The organism is Streptomyces sp. NPDC037013 (assembly GCF_055607265.1).
Genome location: NZ_JBVJRV010000003.1, coordinates 355015 through 368970 on the forward strand (window position 1 = coordinate 355015; position 13956 = coordinate 368970).

Here is a 13956-nt window from a genome sequence, read left to right on the forward strand (position 1 = left end):
GCCCCGTGTGGTGGGGCGTGGCCGCGGCGCTCTTCGCGAACCTGCTCTACAGCACCGGATTCGTGCTGGAGAAACGGGCGTTGACCGCCATGCCGTCGGTCAGTGTCCGCAACCCCGCCCGGCTCCTGCGGCAGGTCATCGGCAGCCCGCTGTGGATCGGCGGCTCGCTCTCCCTCGCGGCGGGCTTCGCCGCCCAGCTGGCCGTCTACCGCACGCTGCCGATCGCCGCCGCGCAGGGCATCTTCGTCTCCGGTCTGGTGCTGCTCCTGCTGCTCTCCTCGGTGCTGCTCGGCGAGCGGACCACGGGCCGCGAGCGGTACGCGGTCGGGGCGATCCTGGTCGCGCTGCTCATGGTGGTCCTCTCGCTCAGCGAGGACAGCGACACGGTCGGCCACGGCGCGCCCGTGCCGCTGATCCTCACGGTCTGCCTGCCCTCGCTCGCCGCGGGCGTCTGGCTGTACGGCTCCGCGGAGCGCCGCTCCAGGCACCGGCACCGCATGCCGACGGCGGGCGTCGAGTACGGCGTCGCGGTGGGCCTGCTCTACGGGGTCAGCTCGCTGGCCATCAAGGGCGTCTCCAGCTACCTGACGACGCGGGACATCGGCGGCGCCCTCGGCCATCTGCTGCGCTCCCCCTACCCGTACCTGCTGCTGTTCACCGGCGCGTTCGGCCTGGTCATGTCGCAGGCGGCCCTGCAGCGCTGCCGGGCCTCCCTGATCGTGCCGGTGTGCACGACGGTGACGTCACTGTTCACGGCGGTCCTCGGCACGCTGGCGTTCGGCGAGGCGCTGCCGCACGAGCCGGTCCGGCTCGGCCTGCGGATCGCGGGCACGGTCCTGGCCGTCGGTGTCCTGATCGCCATGCCGAAGCACGACGGGACCGCGCCCGCCCCCGCCCCCACACCCAAGGAGTTGACCAGCGGATGAACCCCGACGACCCGCTGCTGAAGATCCTCGCCTGCCCGCTCGACAAGGGGCCGCTGCACCTGCTGGCCCCGGAGGAGCCCCTCGTACCGGAGGAGTCCCTGTACAACCCGCGGCTGCGCCGCCGCTATCCGGTGATCGACGGCATACCGCAGCTGCTGCCGTCCTCCGGGGAACAGGTCCCCGAGGACGAGCACGAGCAGCTCCTCAAGCGAATGTCCCCGTGACGGGTGAGGCCCATGACGACGAGGGAATGCCCATGACGCTCGCCGCCCGCGTGGCGCCCCACCTCCCCGACCGGCTGATCGCCGCCCTGGCCCGGCTCGTCTACCCCCGCTTCGAGCCCGAGCTGGCCCGCCTCGGCGACCTCTGCCCGCCGGGCTGCGGCACCGCCGTGGACGTCGGCGGCTGGTACGGCCCGTGGTCACGCCGGCTCGCCTCGCGCGCGCGGCGTGTAGTGGCCGTCGAGCCGGTGCCGCACCTGGCGCGGCTGCTCGCCGCCGGCACCCCCGGCAACGTCCGGGTGGTCCAGGCCGCGGCGACGGACCGCCCCGGTACGGCCCGGCTCTGGCTGCCGCCGGGCGACCGCGGCGAGCGGGGCGTGTCGTCGCTGGTCCGCCGCGACATCCACGCCACCGCCGTCGACGTGCCGTGTCTGACCCTGGACGGGCTCGGCCTGCGGGACGTCGACTTCATCAAGATCGACGTGGACGGCAACGAGATGCGGGTGCTGCACGGCGCGCGCGAGCTGATCGCCCGCGACCGCCCGGCGCTCTTCGTCGAGCTGGAGTCCCGCATCCAGCCGATCGCCCCGATCGTGGAGCTCCTGACCGGCCACGGCTACCGGGGCTGGGTCCTGCCGCACGACACCTGGCTGCCCCTGTCCTCCTTCGACCTGGAGGCGCACCAGGCCGACACGTCGTACGTGGTCTCGCAGGGCCTGCTGCGCCGGGTGCTCACGCCGGGACGCCCGCGGTACGTCAACTCGGTGCTGTTCCTCCCCGACGGCCGCCGCCCCGGAGCGCCCGCGGTGCGCGACGATGGGGTGCATGCCCGCTAGCCCGGCCTCCTCCCCCGGCCCGTTCACCGCGCTCGACTTCCAGCTCGTCCTGCTGCGCAGGATGGCCGACCACCAGCCCGACCTGGTGGACGGCGCCCGCCGCGAGCTGGGCGTCTCCACCGCCGGGATGCGCGAGGCCAACCGCCGCTGGCAGGCGATGACGCGCTCGCCGCGCTCACGGGGTGCCGCCGCCCGCTACCGCTCCGTCCTCGGGCCGCCGGAGACGACCGCCCGCCGCACCATCGGCGACATGGAGTGCGAGGCGCTGCTCTGGCCCGTGCCGCTCTGGCCCGGGCTGCGCTTCGAGGTGCTGCTCGCGCCGGGTGGCGGAGTGTGGAACGAGTGGCTGGTGCGCGCGCCCGGGGCACCAGGGCCCGACCTGCGCACGCTCGACGACCTCGTCCCGTGGTCGGCCACGGTCGACGAGGTGGCGCGCGCCTTCGCCCCGGTGCGGCCCATGGAGGGGACGGCGCCGACGCGGTGGGGCCTGGCGTTCGATGCGCCGGACGCGGCGGGTGAACGGCGGCCCTGCGTGGCGGAGTTCACCTGGGGACTGCTGCAACGGGTGGGCCTGCGGGACTCCCTGGGTCGGGGCTAGCGCACGGCTTTGAGGATGAGTTCGGCGACGCGGGCGGGTGAGCCGGGGTGCGGGCCGAGGAAGAGGTTGGGTTCGACGAGTTCGAGTTCCATGACGCGGGGCTCGCCGTCGGGCCCGTCGACCAGGTCCACGCGCGCGTACAGCAGATCGGGCGCGCCCGGCACGGCGGCCAACGCCTGCTCGGCTACGGCCAGTTCGGCGTCGGTGGGGTGCCAGGGGCGCGGGTCGGGGTGCGCCGTCCTTTCGGCGTCGTACGCCGCGCCGGGCGCGAGGACGGCACCCTTGCGGATGGCGTGCAGGAATTGTCCGCCGAAGAAGACGAGGGCACGCTCGCCGGTGACGTCTATGTGCTCCATGTAGGGCTGCACCATGGCGGTGAGGCCCTCCTCGTGCAGGTGCGCGATGTGTGCCGTCGCCGCTTCCCGCTCGTCGGCACGGTGGCGGCCGACGTTCCGCGACCCGGCGCCGGAGGTCGGCTTGACGACGAACTCGCCGTCGAACGCCGGGAGTTCGGAGCGGCCGCCCGGCGCGCTGTAGTGCGTCGGCACGACCGGCACGCCGGCCGCGGCCAGCTCGCCCAGATAGCGCTTGTCGGTGTTCCAGCGGATCACGTCGACGGGGTTGGCGAGCCGGGTGAGCCGGGCGCACCGCTCGGCCCACGCCACGTACTCCCCGGCACGCCAGCTGTAGTCCCACGTCGACCTGATCACCGCCAGGTCGTAACCGGACCAGTCGGCATCCGGGTCGTCCCAGCCGACGACGCGGGCCTCGGCGCCCGCCTCGTCGAGGGCCCGCGCGAGGGCGGGCAGGTCGGTGTCGTGCTCCGGCCTCGGCCGCCGGGTGACCAGCGCGATGCGGGGGCGTGCCACAGGGATTCCTTCTTCCGTGCGCGGTCAGGGCCCCCGCAGGCTAACAACCGGCCTTGGGCGTTCCGGTCACGGGCGGTGCGGGCCTCCCGCCGTGCCCCGGAGGCAAAAGCCCGGACCCGGTCTTGTTCGCGGCCTCCAACATCTGCTTATGATTCAGCGGTGTTCGATTCACGGCACATCAAGACGTTCCACGAGGTGGTCCGCGCCGGTTCGTACTCGGCGGCCGCCCGCTCCCTCGGCTATACACAGCCGGCGATCACCCAGCAGATGAAGGCCCTCGAACGGTCCGTGGGCACTCCGCTGTTCACCCGCGTCGGCCGCCGCATGCGGCTGACCGAGGCCGGCGAGGCGCTGTCCCGGCACGCGGGGATCATCCTGGACGACATCTCCGCCGCCCAGCAGCAGATGAACGCCATCACCCGGCTGCGCTCGGGCCGGGTACGGCTCTGCGCGTTCCCCAGCGCCAACGCGACCCTCATCCCGGAGGCCCTGGCCCGGCTCGCCTCCGGCCATCCGGGGGTGCGCGTGGAGCTCCTGGAGGACGAGCCGCCCGAGTCGCTGCGGCGGGTGGTGCGCGGCGAGTGCGACATCACGCTCGCCTTCACCTATCCCGGCCTGCACGACGAGGTGCCGGAGGAGCTGGCGGAGATCCGGCTGATGGAGGACCAGCTGACCGTGCTGCTGCCCTCCGGCCACCGGATGGCGCGCCAGCGGTCGGTGAAACTCGCCGAGCTTGCCGAGGAGCGGTGGATCGCGGGCTGCCCGCGCTGCCGCGCCAATTTCCTGCACGAATGCGCCGAGCTCGGCTTCGCGCCGGAGATCGCCTTCACCACGGACGACAATCTGGTGGTGCAGAGTCTGGTCGCAGAGGGGCTGGGCATCGCGATGATGCCGGGGCTCGTCCTGAACTTCCTCTGCCACCGCAAGGTGACGGGCCGCGCCCTGGACCCGGCGTCGCGGCGCCAGGTGTCGGCGTACGTCCTCAAGGACCATCTGCGGATCCCGGCCACCGCCCTGGTCCTGGACGAACTGCGGACGGTGGCCGCCAACCGCGTCGGCTGCTGAGCGCCCGCCCCGTACCGTCCATAAGCGGGATTTGGGGGGAGGCCAAAGAACTGTCGTTGGACGTGATGGATCGGGCGGCGCGACGCTGCGGTCATGAGCACTCCGACCGCGTACCGGGCCGCCCGGACCACAGAGCGCCTCGACACCCTCGTCGCCGACGTGCGCGAGGCGGTGGGGCGCGGCCTGCCTCCCGACCTGACCGCGTATCTGGTCGGTGAGCGGCTCGCCCCGCACCTCGGCTCCGCCGATCTGCTCACCGACGAGCAGTGCGAGGGCGACCCCGACCGCTACCGCCAGCACGTCCTCCACGCCGAGCAGGACGGCAGTTTCTCGATCGTGGCGCTCGTGTGGCTGCCGGGGCAGCGCACCTCCGTCCACGACCACGTGTCGTGGTGTGTGACCGGGGTGCACGAGGGCGAGGAGCAGGAGCGCCGCTACCGTCTCGTGCCCGCCGCCGGGCCCGGGGGCACCGCCCGGCTCGTCGCCACGGAGGACGTCGTCAACCCGCAGGGCTCGGTCTGCGGGTTCGCGCCGCCCGGCGACATCCACCGGGTGTGGAACGCGTGCGGCACCCGCGCGATATCCCTCCACATCTACGGCGCGGACATAGCCCGCCTGGGCAGCAGCGTCCGCCGCGTGTACGAACTCCCGGCCGATCGGTAATGGCGCTGCTCGGGGAACGCCCCAAGGCCCGTACGCGGCAGGCGACTTCGCCTGCCGTCCGTCCGCCGGGCAAGGTGCCCGGCCTGGTGCTCGCCGGGTCCGGCGTCGCCGTCGCCTGGGGCGTGCACCGGCTCGTGCCCGGTGTGCCGATGCTCACCGCCGCCGTGGTGCTCGGCATCGTGGCGGCCCATCTGCCGGGCGCCGCGCGGACGTTCGTGCGCGGGCCCGCCAGGACAGGCCTGACGTTCGCCGGGAAGCGGCTGATGCGGGCCGGCGTCGTGCTGCTCGGCCTGAAGCTGGGCCTGGACGACGTACTGGGGCTCGGCTGGGCCTCGGTCGCGATGGTCCTGTGCGTGGTGGGCGTCACCTTCTCCGGCACCTGGTGGCTCGGCCGCCGCATGGGGCTGCGCGGCGACCAGCCGCTGCTGATCGCCACCGGCTACTCGATCTGCGGCGCCTCCGCGATCGGCGCGGTCAGCGAGGTCTCCGAGAGCGACGAGCGCGACACCGCCACCTCGGTGGCGCTGGTGACCCTGTGCGGCACCCTCGCCATCGCCGTACTGCCGCTGCTGCAGCACCCGTTGGGGCTCGGCGACGCGGAGTTCGGGCGCTGGGTGGGGGCGAGCGTGCACGACGTCGGCCAGGTCGTGGCGACCGCGCAGACCGCGGGCCCGGGGGCGCTCGGCGACGCGGTCCTGGTGAAGCTGATGCGGGTCGCGCTGCTCGCGCCGCTGGTCGCCGCGGTGGCGCTCTCGGTTCGGGCGCGGCGGCGGGCGCACGGGACGGCCGAGGGGGCCGCTACCACCAAACGGCCGCCCCTGGTGCCGCTCTTCGTCGTCGGCTTCCTCGCCATGGTGGCCCTGCGCACCACCGGTCTGCTGCCCGGCACGGCGATCGACGCGGCGCAGACGGTGCAGGAACTCCTGCTTGCCGCCGCCCTGTTCGGCCTGGGCAGCGCGGTGGACCTGCCGTCCCTGACCCGCACCGGGGGCCGGGTGGCGGCGCTCGGGCTCCTCTCCTGGGGCGTGATCGCTGGGATCTCGTACGTGGGCGTGGTGCTGACGTACTGAGGCACTACCGGCGGGGCAGCGCGACGCGCAGCACCGGACGACGAAGATGCGAACAACCGATGCGAACGGCCGGGCAGTTGTTCCCTGGAACAGGTGATCGTCACGCCAGGGATTGCGCGCGACGCCCGTGATTGACGATGCTTACGGTGCGCGAGCGACGGGCTGCAGACCGTCACCGAGCCCCCGGCCCATGTCCCATACAGGTCCGGGGATCCGGCCCCGCCCGACGGGTCCGGCCTTCCTGAAAGTCCCACAAGGAGAAGCACCACCATGAACCTCATCACTGACGTCGTCGCCGGTCTCGCCCACTTCCTGGGCTGGCTCGTCTGACGTCACCCGGCAGTCCGCAGCGGCGCCGCCTCCCCTGTCCCACAGGAGGCGGCGCCGCCGTGTGCGGTCCCGGCGGCGCATGCCATCGGCGGCGAAGTACCCTCACGACCAGTGCATCGAACGGACCGGAGAGAACAGACCGGACAGCAGACTGCGAGGAGTACGACACGTGGATCCCCTCTTCCCGGCTCTGACGGCCCCGCGCGGCGAGGCGCTCCGCTTCGGCGAGCGCTCCCTCTCGTACGCCGGACTCGCGGCGAACGCCGGTGCGTTGGCGGCGCGCCTGGACGGCGCGGGACGGGTCGCCGTCTGGGCCACCCCGTCCCTGGAGACCGCCGTCGCCGTGGTCGCCGCGCTGCTCGCCGGGGTGCCGGCGGTGCCGCTCAACCCGAAGTCGGGTGACTCCGAACTGACGCACATCCTCCGCGACAGCGCCCCCTCCCTGGTGCTCGCCGAGCCCGGCGCCGTACTGCCGCCCGCCCTGGCCGCCCTCGACCGGCACGACGTCGACGTACGGCAGGAGGCACCGATCGACGGCGCGGCCGGGACCACCACCCTTCCCGCCGAGCCCGACCCCGCCTCCCCCGCCCTGATCGTCTACACCTCCGGCACCACGGGTCCGCCCAAGGGCGCCGTCCTGCCGCGCCGCGCCATCGCCGCGACGCTGGACGCCCTGGAGGACGCCTGGCAGTGGACCGGCGACGACGTCCTCGTGCACGGACTGCCGCTCTTCCACGTGCACGGCCTGATCCTCGGCACGCTCGGCCCGCTGCGGCGCGGCGGCTCCGTGCGGCACCTGGGCCGGTTCACCACGGAGGGCGTGGCCCGGGAGCTCGGGGCCGGGGCGACCATGCTGTTCGGGGTGCCGACGATGTACCACCGGATCGCCGAGGCGCTGCCGGACGACCCGGCGCTGGCGAAGGCGCTGGCCGGGGCGCGGCTCCTGGTCTCCGGCTCGGCGGCGCTCCCGGTGCACGACCACGAGCGCATCACCGCCGCCACCGGGCGCCCGGTCATCGAGCGGTACGGCATGACGGAGACCCTGATGAACACCAGCGTCCGCGCGGACGGCGAGCCCCGCGCGGGCACGGTCGGCGTGCCGCTGCCCGGGGTCGAGCTGCGCCTGGTCGACGAGCGGGGCGGGGAGCTCGCGGCGGACGGCGGCCCCGAGGCGGTCGGCGAGATCCAGGTGCGCGGCCCGAACCTCTTCGCCGAGTACCTGAACCGCCCCGACGCGACGGCCCAGGCCTTCGCGGAGGGCGGCTGGTTCCGCACCGGCGACATGGCCGTGCGCGACCCCGACGGCTACGTCCGCATCGTCGGCCGCAAGGCCACCGACCTCATCAAGAGCGGCGGCTACAAGATCGGCGCGGGCGAGATCGAGAACGCGCTCCTGGAACACGAGGGGGTACGGGAGGCCGCGGTCACCGGGGAGCCCGACCCGGACCTGGGCGAGCGGATCGTGGCGTGGATCGTCCCGGCGGACGCGGCGGTACGGCCCTCACTGGAGGACCTCGCGGCGCATGTCGCGGCACGCCTGGCACCGCACAAGCGGCCGCGGGTGGTGCGGTACCTGGAGGCGCTGCCCCGGAACGACATGGGCAAGATCATGAAGCGGGCGCTGGGCTCGGACGGCTCCGGCGCCTCCAGCACCTGAGGGGCAGAGCTGATCGAGGGCCCCGCGTCGGCAGTAGACGCGGGGCCCTGCCCGGGGCGGGTGCTGCGGCTACCTCACCCCCACCGCCCGGATGATCTCCTGCGAGATGGTGCCTCCCCGGTCGTCGCGCGCCGAGGCCCGCAGCGACACGGACCCGGCGCCCGCGGGCACCCTCAACTCGCCCTCCCAGGAGGCCTTCCCGCCCTTCCGGTCCAGAGCGACCGGCTGCCAGGACGCGCCCTCGTCGTACGACACGGAGAGCGCGCCGCCCCTGATGGCGCCGGTGTCCGCCGCCCCCTTGACGTACTCGGCGAAGATCCCGACCGGTACGGTCCGCCCGCCCCTGACGTTCCCCGCCAGTGACGTATCGACGTCGAAGCCGAGGTTGATCAGCGGCAGGAACGTCTTCACGCCCGCCGCCGTCTCCTTCGACCTGAAGCTCCACTCGGCGTGCCCCTTCGTGGCGAGCACCCACCGCCGCGGGTCGAGCGTCGTGTCGGTCACCACCTTGTACGTGCGCTCGGCCGGGTCCGCGTCCCACACGTACACGCCCGAGCTCTTGCGCCGGTCGGCGCTCACGCCGTCCACGAAGACCTCGCTGACCTGCGTCATCGACTCCTCGTTCCAGACGTCGCCGAAGCCGGTGTGGTCGGGTCCCGAGTCACCCCAGCCGGGGACGTTGAACTCCAGGTCGTTGCCGGTACGGGTCTGGCCCCAGCCGAGCCCGGTGCCGAGCCAGGGGTGCAACACGGGCTTGAACCAGTGGAGTTCGGACCGCTCGCCGCCCCGGTACGCGACGAGGCCGCCGCGTTCCTCCAGCGCGCCCGGCCCGGTCGACACCGACTCGTGCCACAGCTGGCCGCGCCCCGCGGAGACATACTCCGTCCGCCGCGCCGGATAGCCGATCCTCTCCTGGAAGCCGAGACCGACGGGGAAGGCATCGGTGATCGAGTAGCGAAACTCACCACCGGACGCGGGCTTCACCGCGTGGAACGCGGTGTCCAGCACGGCGAGTTCACGCTTGCCCGGCGCGTACGTCAGGTCCCTGGGGACGGCCCCCTTGTGCCCCTTCGAGAGGTCGTACACGTACGGGGTGTCGATCGTGCCGGTGCTCTCGACCGTGCCGCCCGCCTTCGCCACCGCGACGAGCCGGGCCCCGTCCGCCGCGTCGACCGTGGCGATCTGCAACGGCCGGACGCCGTTGTCGTCGGTGCCGAACCAGGCGGTGAGGCGGCCCGGCCGGTCGTCCGTCACGAACAGCGCCTCGGCGCCCGCGTCCTGCGCGGCCTGCCCGAGCCGCTCCGGGGTGACGTCGGCCGTGCGCCGTACGACGACCGCCCTGCCGCGCACGTCCTTGCCCTCGTACGCGGCGGGGGTCCCGTCGCCCGCGTCCACGAGCTTCCACGTGTGCCGGCCCGCCGCGATCGTCCCGCCCGGCTGGGCCACCGCCTCCCGCACGCCCTCCACGTCCACCAGCGGCTTGCCGAGCCGCCAGACGGTGCGGTACTCGAAGGTGCCCTCCGTGACCTTCTCGGTGGGCGCGGCGAAGACGCTGTCGTACTTCACGGGCACCTGGACGGCGCCCATCAGATCGGCGCCGCCGGCTTTCCTGTCGTACTCCATGAGGAGCTGGCGGGTCTCGGTGCGCCGGCCGACCTCGGCCCTGACCTGCCGCAACTTCCGCCCGTCGAGGGTGACTTCACGGTCGCGATCGAGCTGGATCTGCGGGTCGGCGAGGAAACCGAGGCCGAGGGAGTCCGCGCCCCGGCCGCCGCGCACGTCGAGGAAGGACGTGAGGGCGTACGTGCCGGGCGTCAGGCGCAGCTTCAGCGTGCCGGAGTCGCCGACGGCCGCCTGGAATGGGTCGGTGCCTGCGGCCAGCCGCTGCACCACGAGGTCGGCGGGCGTCGCGGCACCGTCCCGGTCCTTGACGTGGACGGTGAGCGTGTACCGCTCCTCCTCCTTGACCAGGCCGAACGCGGTGTGCGCGACCTCCTTGCCGCCGACGCTCGCGACGACTTGACCGCTGGTGTTCCCCACGGGTGCCTTCGCACCGTCGCCGGTGGCGGTGGTCGACGCGGTGCCGTGCGCGGGAACGGTGAGCGTGGTGTCGGCGAGGGTGACCACACCATCGGCACCCCCGCGCACGGACAAGCTCAACTCAACTGGCTCGTCGGACCAGTTGGTGTAAGTGAGCGTCTTGGCCACCGGCTTCTCGGCGTCGTACGGCCAGCCGTAGAAACCGAAGTCGGCGCTGCCGGTCGCGGTGACCCGCGCGCCGACCGCGTCGGGCACGCTGACCCGGCCGGCGCCCAGCACATAGGCGGGGGCGTCCAGTTGCCTCGACGTGGACATCAGCCCGTCCTTCAGCTGCGCTGCCGTCCAGCCGGGGTGCTTCTCCGCGAGCAGTGCGGCGACACCCGCGACGTGCGGGGTCGCCATCGACGTACCGCTCATCTCGGTGTAGAAACCTTCGCCTTCACCGCCCGCCAGCTGGGAGCGGGCCGCGAGGATGCCGACTCCGGGTGCCGACAGGTCGGGCTTGAGCGCGTGGTCACCGGCGCGCGGCCCCTGACCGGTGAAGTACGCGGCGGCGTCGGCGGAGTCGACCGCGCCGACCGTCAGCGCGGAGTCGGCGGCGCCCGGCGAGCCGATGGACGAGGGGGCGCCGGTGTTGCCCGCCGCGACGACGAAGAGGGCGCCGGTCCTCTCGGTGAGGGTGTTCACGGCGGCGGCCATCGGGTCGGTGCCGTCACTCGCCTCCTGCGAACCGAGGCTCATCGAGACGACCTTGGCGCCGACGTCCTCGGCGGCCCACTCCATGCCCGCGATGATCTCCGACTCGCTGCCGAAACCGTCGTTCCCGAGCACCTTGCCGACGGCGAGCGAGGCACCCGGGGCGACACCCTTCTCCTTCCCGCCCTCGGACGCGGCCCCGCTGCCGCCCACGGTCGAGGCGACGTGGGTGCCGTGCCCGTTGCGGTCGGCGACCTCCTCACCGGGCACGAAGCTCCTGGTCTCGCCGACCCGCCCCTTGAGGTCCGGATGGCCGAGGTCGACGCCCGTGTCGAGCACGGCGACCTTCACGCCCTTGCCGGTGAGCCCGGCCTCCCACGCCGCGGGGGTGCCGATCTGCTCGTTGCTCCGCGCCATGTCGGCCTCGACGCGCCCGTCGAGCCAGACCTTGTCGATGCCGGACGCCTTGTCCCGCACGGCACGCCAGAACGCGCCCGGTTCCTCGGCGGTGACGGCGACACCGCGCACGCTGGGCAGCGGACGTACTGCCTTCGCGCCGCGCGGCGGGCGGGGTGTGGAGGGGGTCGCGTCCTCACCTCGGTCCTGGCCTCGGTCCCGGTCCCGGTCCCGGTCCTGGTCGTAGGTGACGATGAGCGGCAGCGTCGGTGCGGCTCTCCCGGCGGGGGCGGGGGTGCCGAACCCCTGCCGGATCAGCTCCGTCACGTCGAACAGCCGCTCGTCGAGGGTGCCGGCGCGCAGATACGGCCGCGCCTCGTCCGGTACGACGGTGACGTGCCCGTCCGAGATCCGGCTGCGCACTGCCCCGCTCGCGCCGGGGGGCCGCTCGACGGTGACGGACTGCTTGCCGCCGGGGAGCCGGTGGACGGTGACCTCGTCCCCGGTGATCAGGGTGACGGTCCGGCCGGTCCGGTCGATCCGGTCGGCACGCGCGGTACGGGTGGCGGGTGCCGCGGCACCGGGCGAGGCGCTGTCGGAGGTGCCGTCGGCGGTGGCGTACGGCCCGGCGGGGAGCAGGGCGAACGCGAGACCGGCGGCGGCCACGAGCGGAGCTCTTCGCCGCACGGGGGCTCTGGTCATGGAGCTGCCTCTCTTCGTCGGACCCGGGGCGGGGGTGGCGCCCGGGCACTCCGAAGAGTGTCGATTTCCTTGAGGCGTAAGGGAGTTGGCGTGACGTGGCGGAAAGCCGCCAGGACACCTTTCCGCCATGCGGGCGTCATCGAGGGGGCCCGCCGGAGTGCCGGTGCGGCTGACAGCCCCAAGTCCGTTCCGTCACAATGCCGTTGGCGGGCACGGGGCATCGACACAGCTCAACGGGGGCGTCACATGAGCGGCTTGGTGGAGTTCACGACCGACGACGGCGCACGGGTGGTCGTCGCCGACGTGGACGACGGATCCGACTCCCGTCTCGTCTCGCGCGGCGACGGTCCCGCGCTGGCGGCCCGTACGTTCGAGGCATCGCTCGACGGCGCGCGGGCGGCGGCCGCGTCCGTGCTGCGCGTGTTCCGCGACGGCAGCCTGCGGCCCGACTCCGTCGAGATCGAGTTCGGGGTGCGGATGTCCGCGGAGACCGGCGCGGTGATCGTGAAGGGACAGGCGGAGGGCCACTTCGTGGTCCGCCTCACGTGGTCACCGGAGGGGCAGCCCCCGAGGACCGGCGACCAGGACCCGGGCAGCTGACCCGGGCGGGCCTCCCCGCGCCGCCCGCGTCCCCGGACAAACCACCCGTACGGCGGCACCCCGCCCGGCTCAGTACAACGCGCGGACGGTCCTTTCCCGCCGCACGATGCGGGAAAGGACCGCCGTCCGACGGTCCGTACGGTCTGCGCTCTCGGGAGGATCTGCCATGACCGTCAGTCTGGAGCAGTTGCGCCGCTGCCATATCGCCGTCGACCTGGGAGCCGCGAGGACCCGGGTGTTCGTGAAGGGCGCGGGCCTCGTCGTCGACGAGCCGAGCGCCGCCGCCGTGAACACGCGGACCGGCGCGCTCATCGCGGTCGGCCAGTTCGCCGAGCAGATGACCGGACGTACGCCCGGCTACATCCGGGTGGTCCGCCCCGTCTCCGGCGGCACCGTCGTCGACATCGAGATGGCCCAGCGGATGCTGCGCCACCTGATCGGCGAGAAGCTCCGCCGCACCCTGCGCCGCAAGCCCCGGCTGCGCGCCGCCGCCTGCACCCCGCACGACGCGGATCCGCTCGCCCAGCGGGCCGCCGTCGAGACGATGGTGGGACTCGGCGCGCGCCGCGTGGAACTGGTGGACACGCTCATCGCGGCGGCGGTCGGCTGCGGACTGCCCGTGGAGCGCCCCGAGGCGACGATGATCCTCGTCTGCGGCGCCGCCACCACGCAGGTCGCGGTGCTCTCGCTCGGCGCGATCGTGACGGCCGAGCGGATCCCGGTGGGCGGCGAGGCCATCGACAACGCGATCGTGCAGCACCTGCGTCTCCAGCACGAGCTGATGCTGCCCTCCCAGTCGGTGCGCCCGCTCCAGCTCGCCCTGAGCGGCAACGGCCTCACGCCGCACGGACCGGAGTCGACGGAGATCCACGGCAGGGACGTCGCGACGGGCCTGGCCCGCTCCGTCCAGGTGGACACGGCCGCGGTCCGCGACGCGATCCACACCCCGCTGACCGCGGTGCTCGACGGCATCGGCAAGGTGCTGCGGGACTGCCCGCCGGATCTCGTGGCCGACCTCGCGGACCGCGGCATCATGATGGTCGGCGGCAGCGCACGGCTCCCCGGCCTCGACCAGATGCTGCGGGACGCAACCGGAATGCCCGTACATATCGCTGAAAGGCCGGATGTGTGCTCCGTACTGGGTCTCGGTGCGATGCTGGAGGGCAGGATCCAGCCGCTGTCCCTGGCGCCGCTGTCCGGCTGACCAGGGCACCGGCACCCGCCGCCACCGACCACGGAGTGCGTAGTACGTGACCGAGACGCCCCAAGGAGCGGACGCGCCGCCAC

At 73.5% G+C, this 13956-nt stretch carries 12 protein-coding genes; 10 read left to right on the plus strand and 2 right to left on the minus strand.

What is annotated here, in order from left to right; genetic code table 11:
• The first annotated feature begins 17 nt into the window (after positions 1 to 17).
• Genes ACZ7DY_RS11520 through ACZ7DY_RS11535 form a run of 4 tightly spaced genes read left to right on the plus strand, consistent with a single transcriptional unit; the run spans position 18 to position 2581 of the window.
• Positions 18 to 926, plus strand: a complete 909-nt coding sequence (locus ACZ7DY_RS11520; protein WP_471134506.1) for a hypothetical protein — start codon at positions 18 to 20, stop codon at positions 924 to 926.
• Positions 923 to 1150 (plus strand): Trm112 family protein, encoded by a 228-nt coding sequence (locus ACZ7DY_RS11525; protein ID WP_471133146.1) that lies wholly within the window; start codon positions 923 to 925, stop codon positions 1148 to 1150. Before ACZ7DY_RS11520 ends, ACZ7DY_RS11525 begins: the two co-directional genes overlap by 4 nt.
• A gap of 26 nt (positions 1151 to 1176) precedes the next feature.
• On the plus strand, positions 1177 to 1983 hold the full coding sequence (locus ACZ7DY_RS11530; protein WP_471134509.1) for an FkbM family methyltransferase: 807 nt from the start codon (positions 1177 to 1179) through the stop codon (positions 1981 to 1983).
• Positions 1964 to 2581, plus strand: coding sequence for a hypothetical protein (locus ACZ7DY_RS11535; protein WP_471133148.1), 618 nt, complete (start codon positions 1964 to 1966; stop codon positions 2579 to 2581). Before ACZ7DY_RS11530 ends, ACZ7DY_RS11535 begins: the two co-directional genes overlap by 20 nt.
• On the opposite strand, the gene ACZ7DY_RS11540 is transcribed toward ACZ7DY_RS11535, so the two are convergent.
• Positions 2578 to 3450, minus strand: a complete 873-nt coding sequence (locus tag ACZ7DY_RS11540; protein WP_471133151.1) for an ATP-grasp domain-containing protein — start codon at positions 3448 to 3450, stop codon at positions 2578 to 2580. The genes ACZ7DY_RS11535 and ACZ7DY_RS11540 overlap by 4 nt on opposite strands.
• A gap of 159 nt (positions 3451 to 3609) precedes the next feature.
• Here ACZ7DY_RS11540 and ACZ7DY_RS11545 point away from each other — a divergent pair, with 159 nt between their 5' ends.
• The 4 genes from ACZ7DY_RS11545 (at position 3610) to ACZ7DY_RS11560 (ending at position 8235) form a co-directional block, all read left to right on the plus strand.
• A complete protein-coding gene (locus tag ACZ7DY_RS11545; protein WP_471133154.1) occupies positions 3610 to 4515 on the plus strand; it encodes a LysR family transcriptional regulator in 906 nt (301 codons plus the stop codon).
• A 93-nt stretch (positions 4516 to 4608) separates the two neighbouring features.
• Positions 4609 to 5178, plus strand: coding sequence for a cysteine dioxygenase family protein (locus ACZ7DY_RS11550; protein WP_471133155.1), 570 nt, complete (start codon positions 4609 to 4611; stop codon positions 5176 to 5178).
• Complete coding sequence (locus ACZ7DY_RS11555) at positions 5178 to 6248, plus strand: YeiH family protein (RefSeq protein ID WP_471133157.1); 1071 nt, start codon at positions 5178 to 5180, stop codon at positions 6246 to 6248. Before ACZ7DY_RS11550 ends, ACZ7DY_RS11555 begins: the two co-directional genes overlap by 1 nt.
• A gap of 499 nt (positions 6249 to 6747) precedes the next feature.
• A complete protein-coding gene (locus ACZ7DY_RS11560; protein ID WP_471133160.1) occupies positions 6748 to 8235 on the plus strand; it encodes an acyl-CoA synthetase in 1488 nt (495 codons plus the stop codon).
• Positions 8236 to 8304: 69 nt separating this feature from the next.
• On the opposite strand, the gene ACZ7DY_RS11565 is transcribed toward ACZ7DY_RS11560, so the two are convergent.
• Positions 8305 to 12069, minus strand: coding sequence for a S8 family serine peptidase (locus ACZ7DY_RS11565; RefSeq protein WP_471133161.1), 3765 nt, complete (start codon positions 12067 to 12069; stop codon positions 8305 to 8307).
• Positions 12070 to 12315: 246 nt separating this feature from the next.
• Between ACZ7DY_RS11565 and ACZ7DY_RS11570 the strand changes: the two genes are divergently transcribed.
• Together ACZ7DY_RS11570 and ACZ7DY_RS11575 are read left to right on the plus strand one after the other, a co-directional pair.
• A complete protein-coding gene (locus tag ACZ7DY_RS11570; protein WP_471133164.1) occupies positions 12316 to 12669 on the plus strand; it encodes a CU044_2847 family protein in 354 nt (117 codons plus the stop codon).
• 166 nt (positions 12670 to 12835) lie between these two features.
• A complete protein-coding gene (locus ACZ7DY_RS11575; RefSeq protein ID WP_471133166.1) occupies positions 12836 to 13873 on the plus strand; it encodes a rod shape-determining protein in 1038 nt (345 codons plus the stop codon).
• The last annotated feature ends 83 nt before the right edge of the window (positions 13874 to 13956 follow it).

What these genes read in the sequence shown, in the direction of transcription:
- ACZ7DY_RS11525 (WP_471133146.1), top strand. Translation starts at nt 923, where the DNA reads ATGAACCCCGACGACCCGCTGCTGAAGATCCTCGCCTGCCCGCTCGAC.
- ACZ7DY_RS11530 (WP_471134509.1), top strand. Translation starts at nt 1,177, where the DNA reads ATGCCCATGACGCTCGCCGCCCGCGTGGCGCCCCACCTCCCCGACCGG.
- ACZ7DY_RS11535 (WP_471133148.1), top strand. Translation starts at nt 1,964, where the DNA reads ATGGGGTGCATGCCCGCTAGCCCGGCCTCCTCCCCCGGCCCGTTCACC.
- ACZ7DY_RS11550 (WP_471133155.1), top strand. Translation starts at nt 4,609, where the DNA reads ATGAGCACTCCGACCGCGTACCGGGCCGCCCGGACCACAGAGCGCCTC.
- ACZ7DY_RS11555 (WP_471133157.1), top strand. Translation starts at nt 5,178, where the DNA reads ATGGCGCTGCTCGGGGAACGCCCCAAGGCCCGTACGCGGCAGGCGACT.
- ACZ7DY_RS11565 (WP_471133161.1), bottom strand. Translation starts at nt 12,069, where the DNA reads ATGACCAGAGCCCCCGTGCGGCGAAGAGCTCCGCTCGTGGCCGCCGCC.
- ACZ7DY_RS11570 (WP_471133164.1), top strand. Translation starts at nt 12,316, where the DNA reads ATGAGCGGCTTGGTGGAGTTCACGACCGACGACGGCGCACGGGTGGTC.
- ACZ7DY_RS11575 (WP_471133166.1), top strand. Translation starts at nt 12,836, where the DNA reads ATGACCGTCAGTCTGGAGCAGTTGCGCCGCTGCCATATCGCCGTCGAC.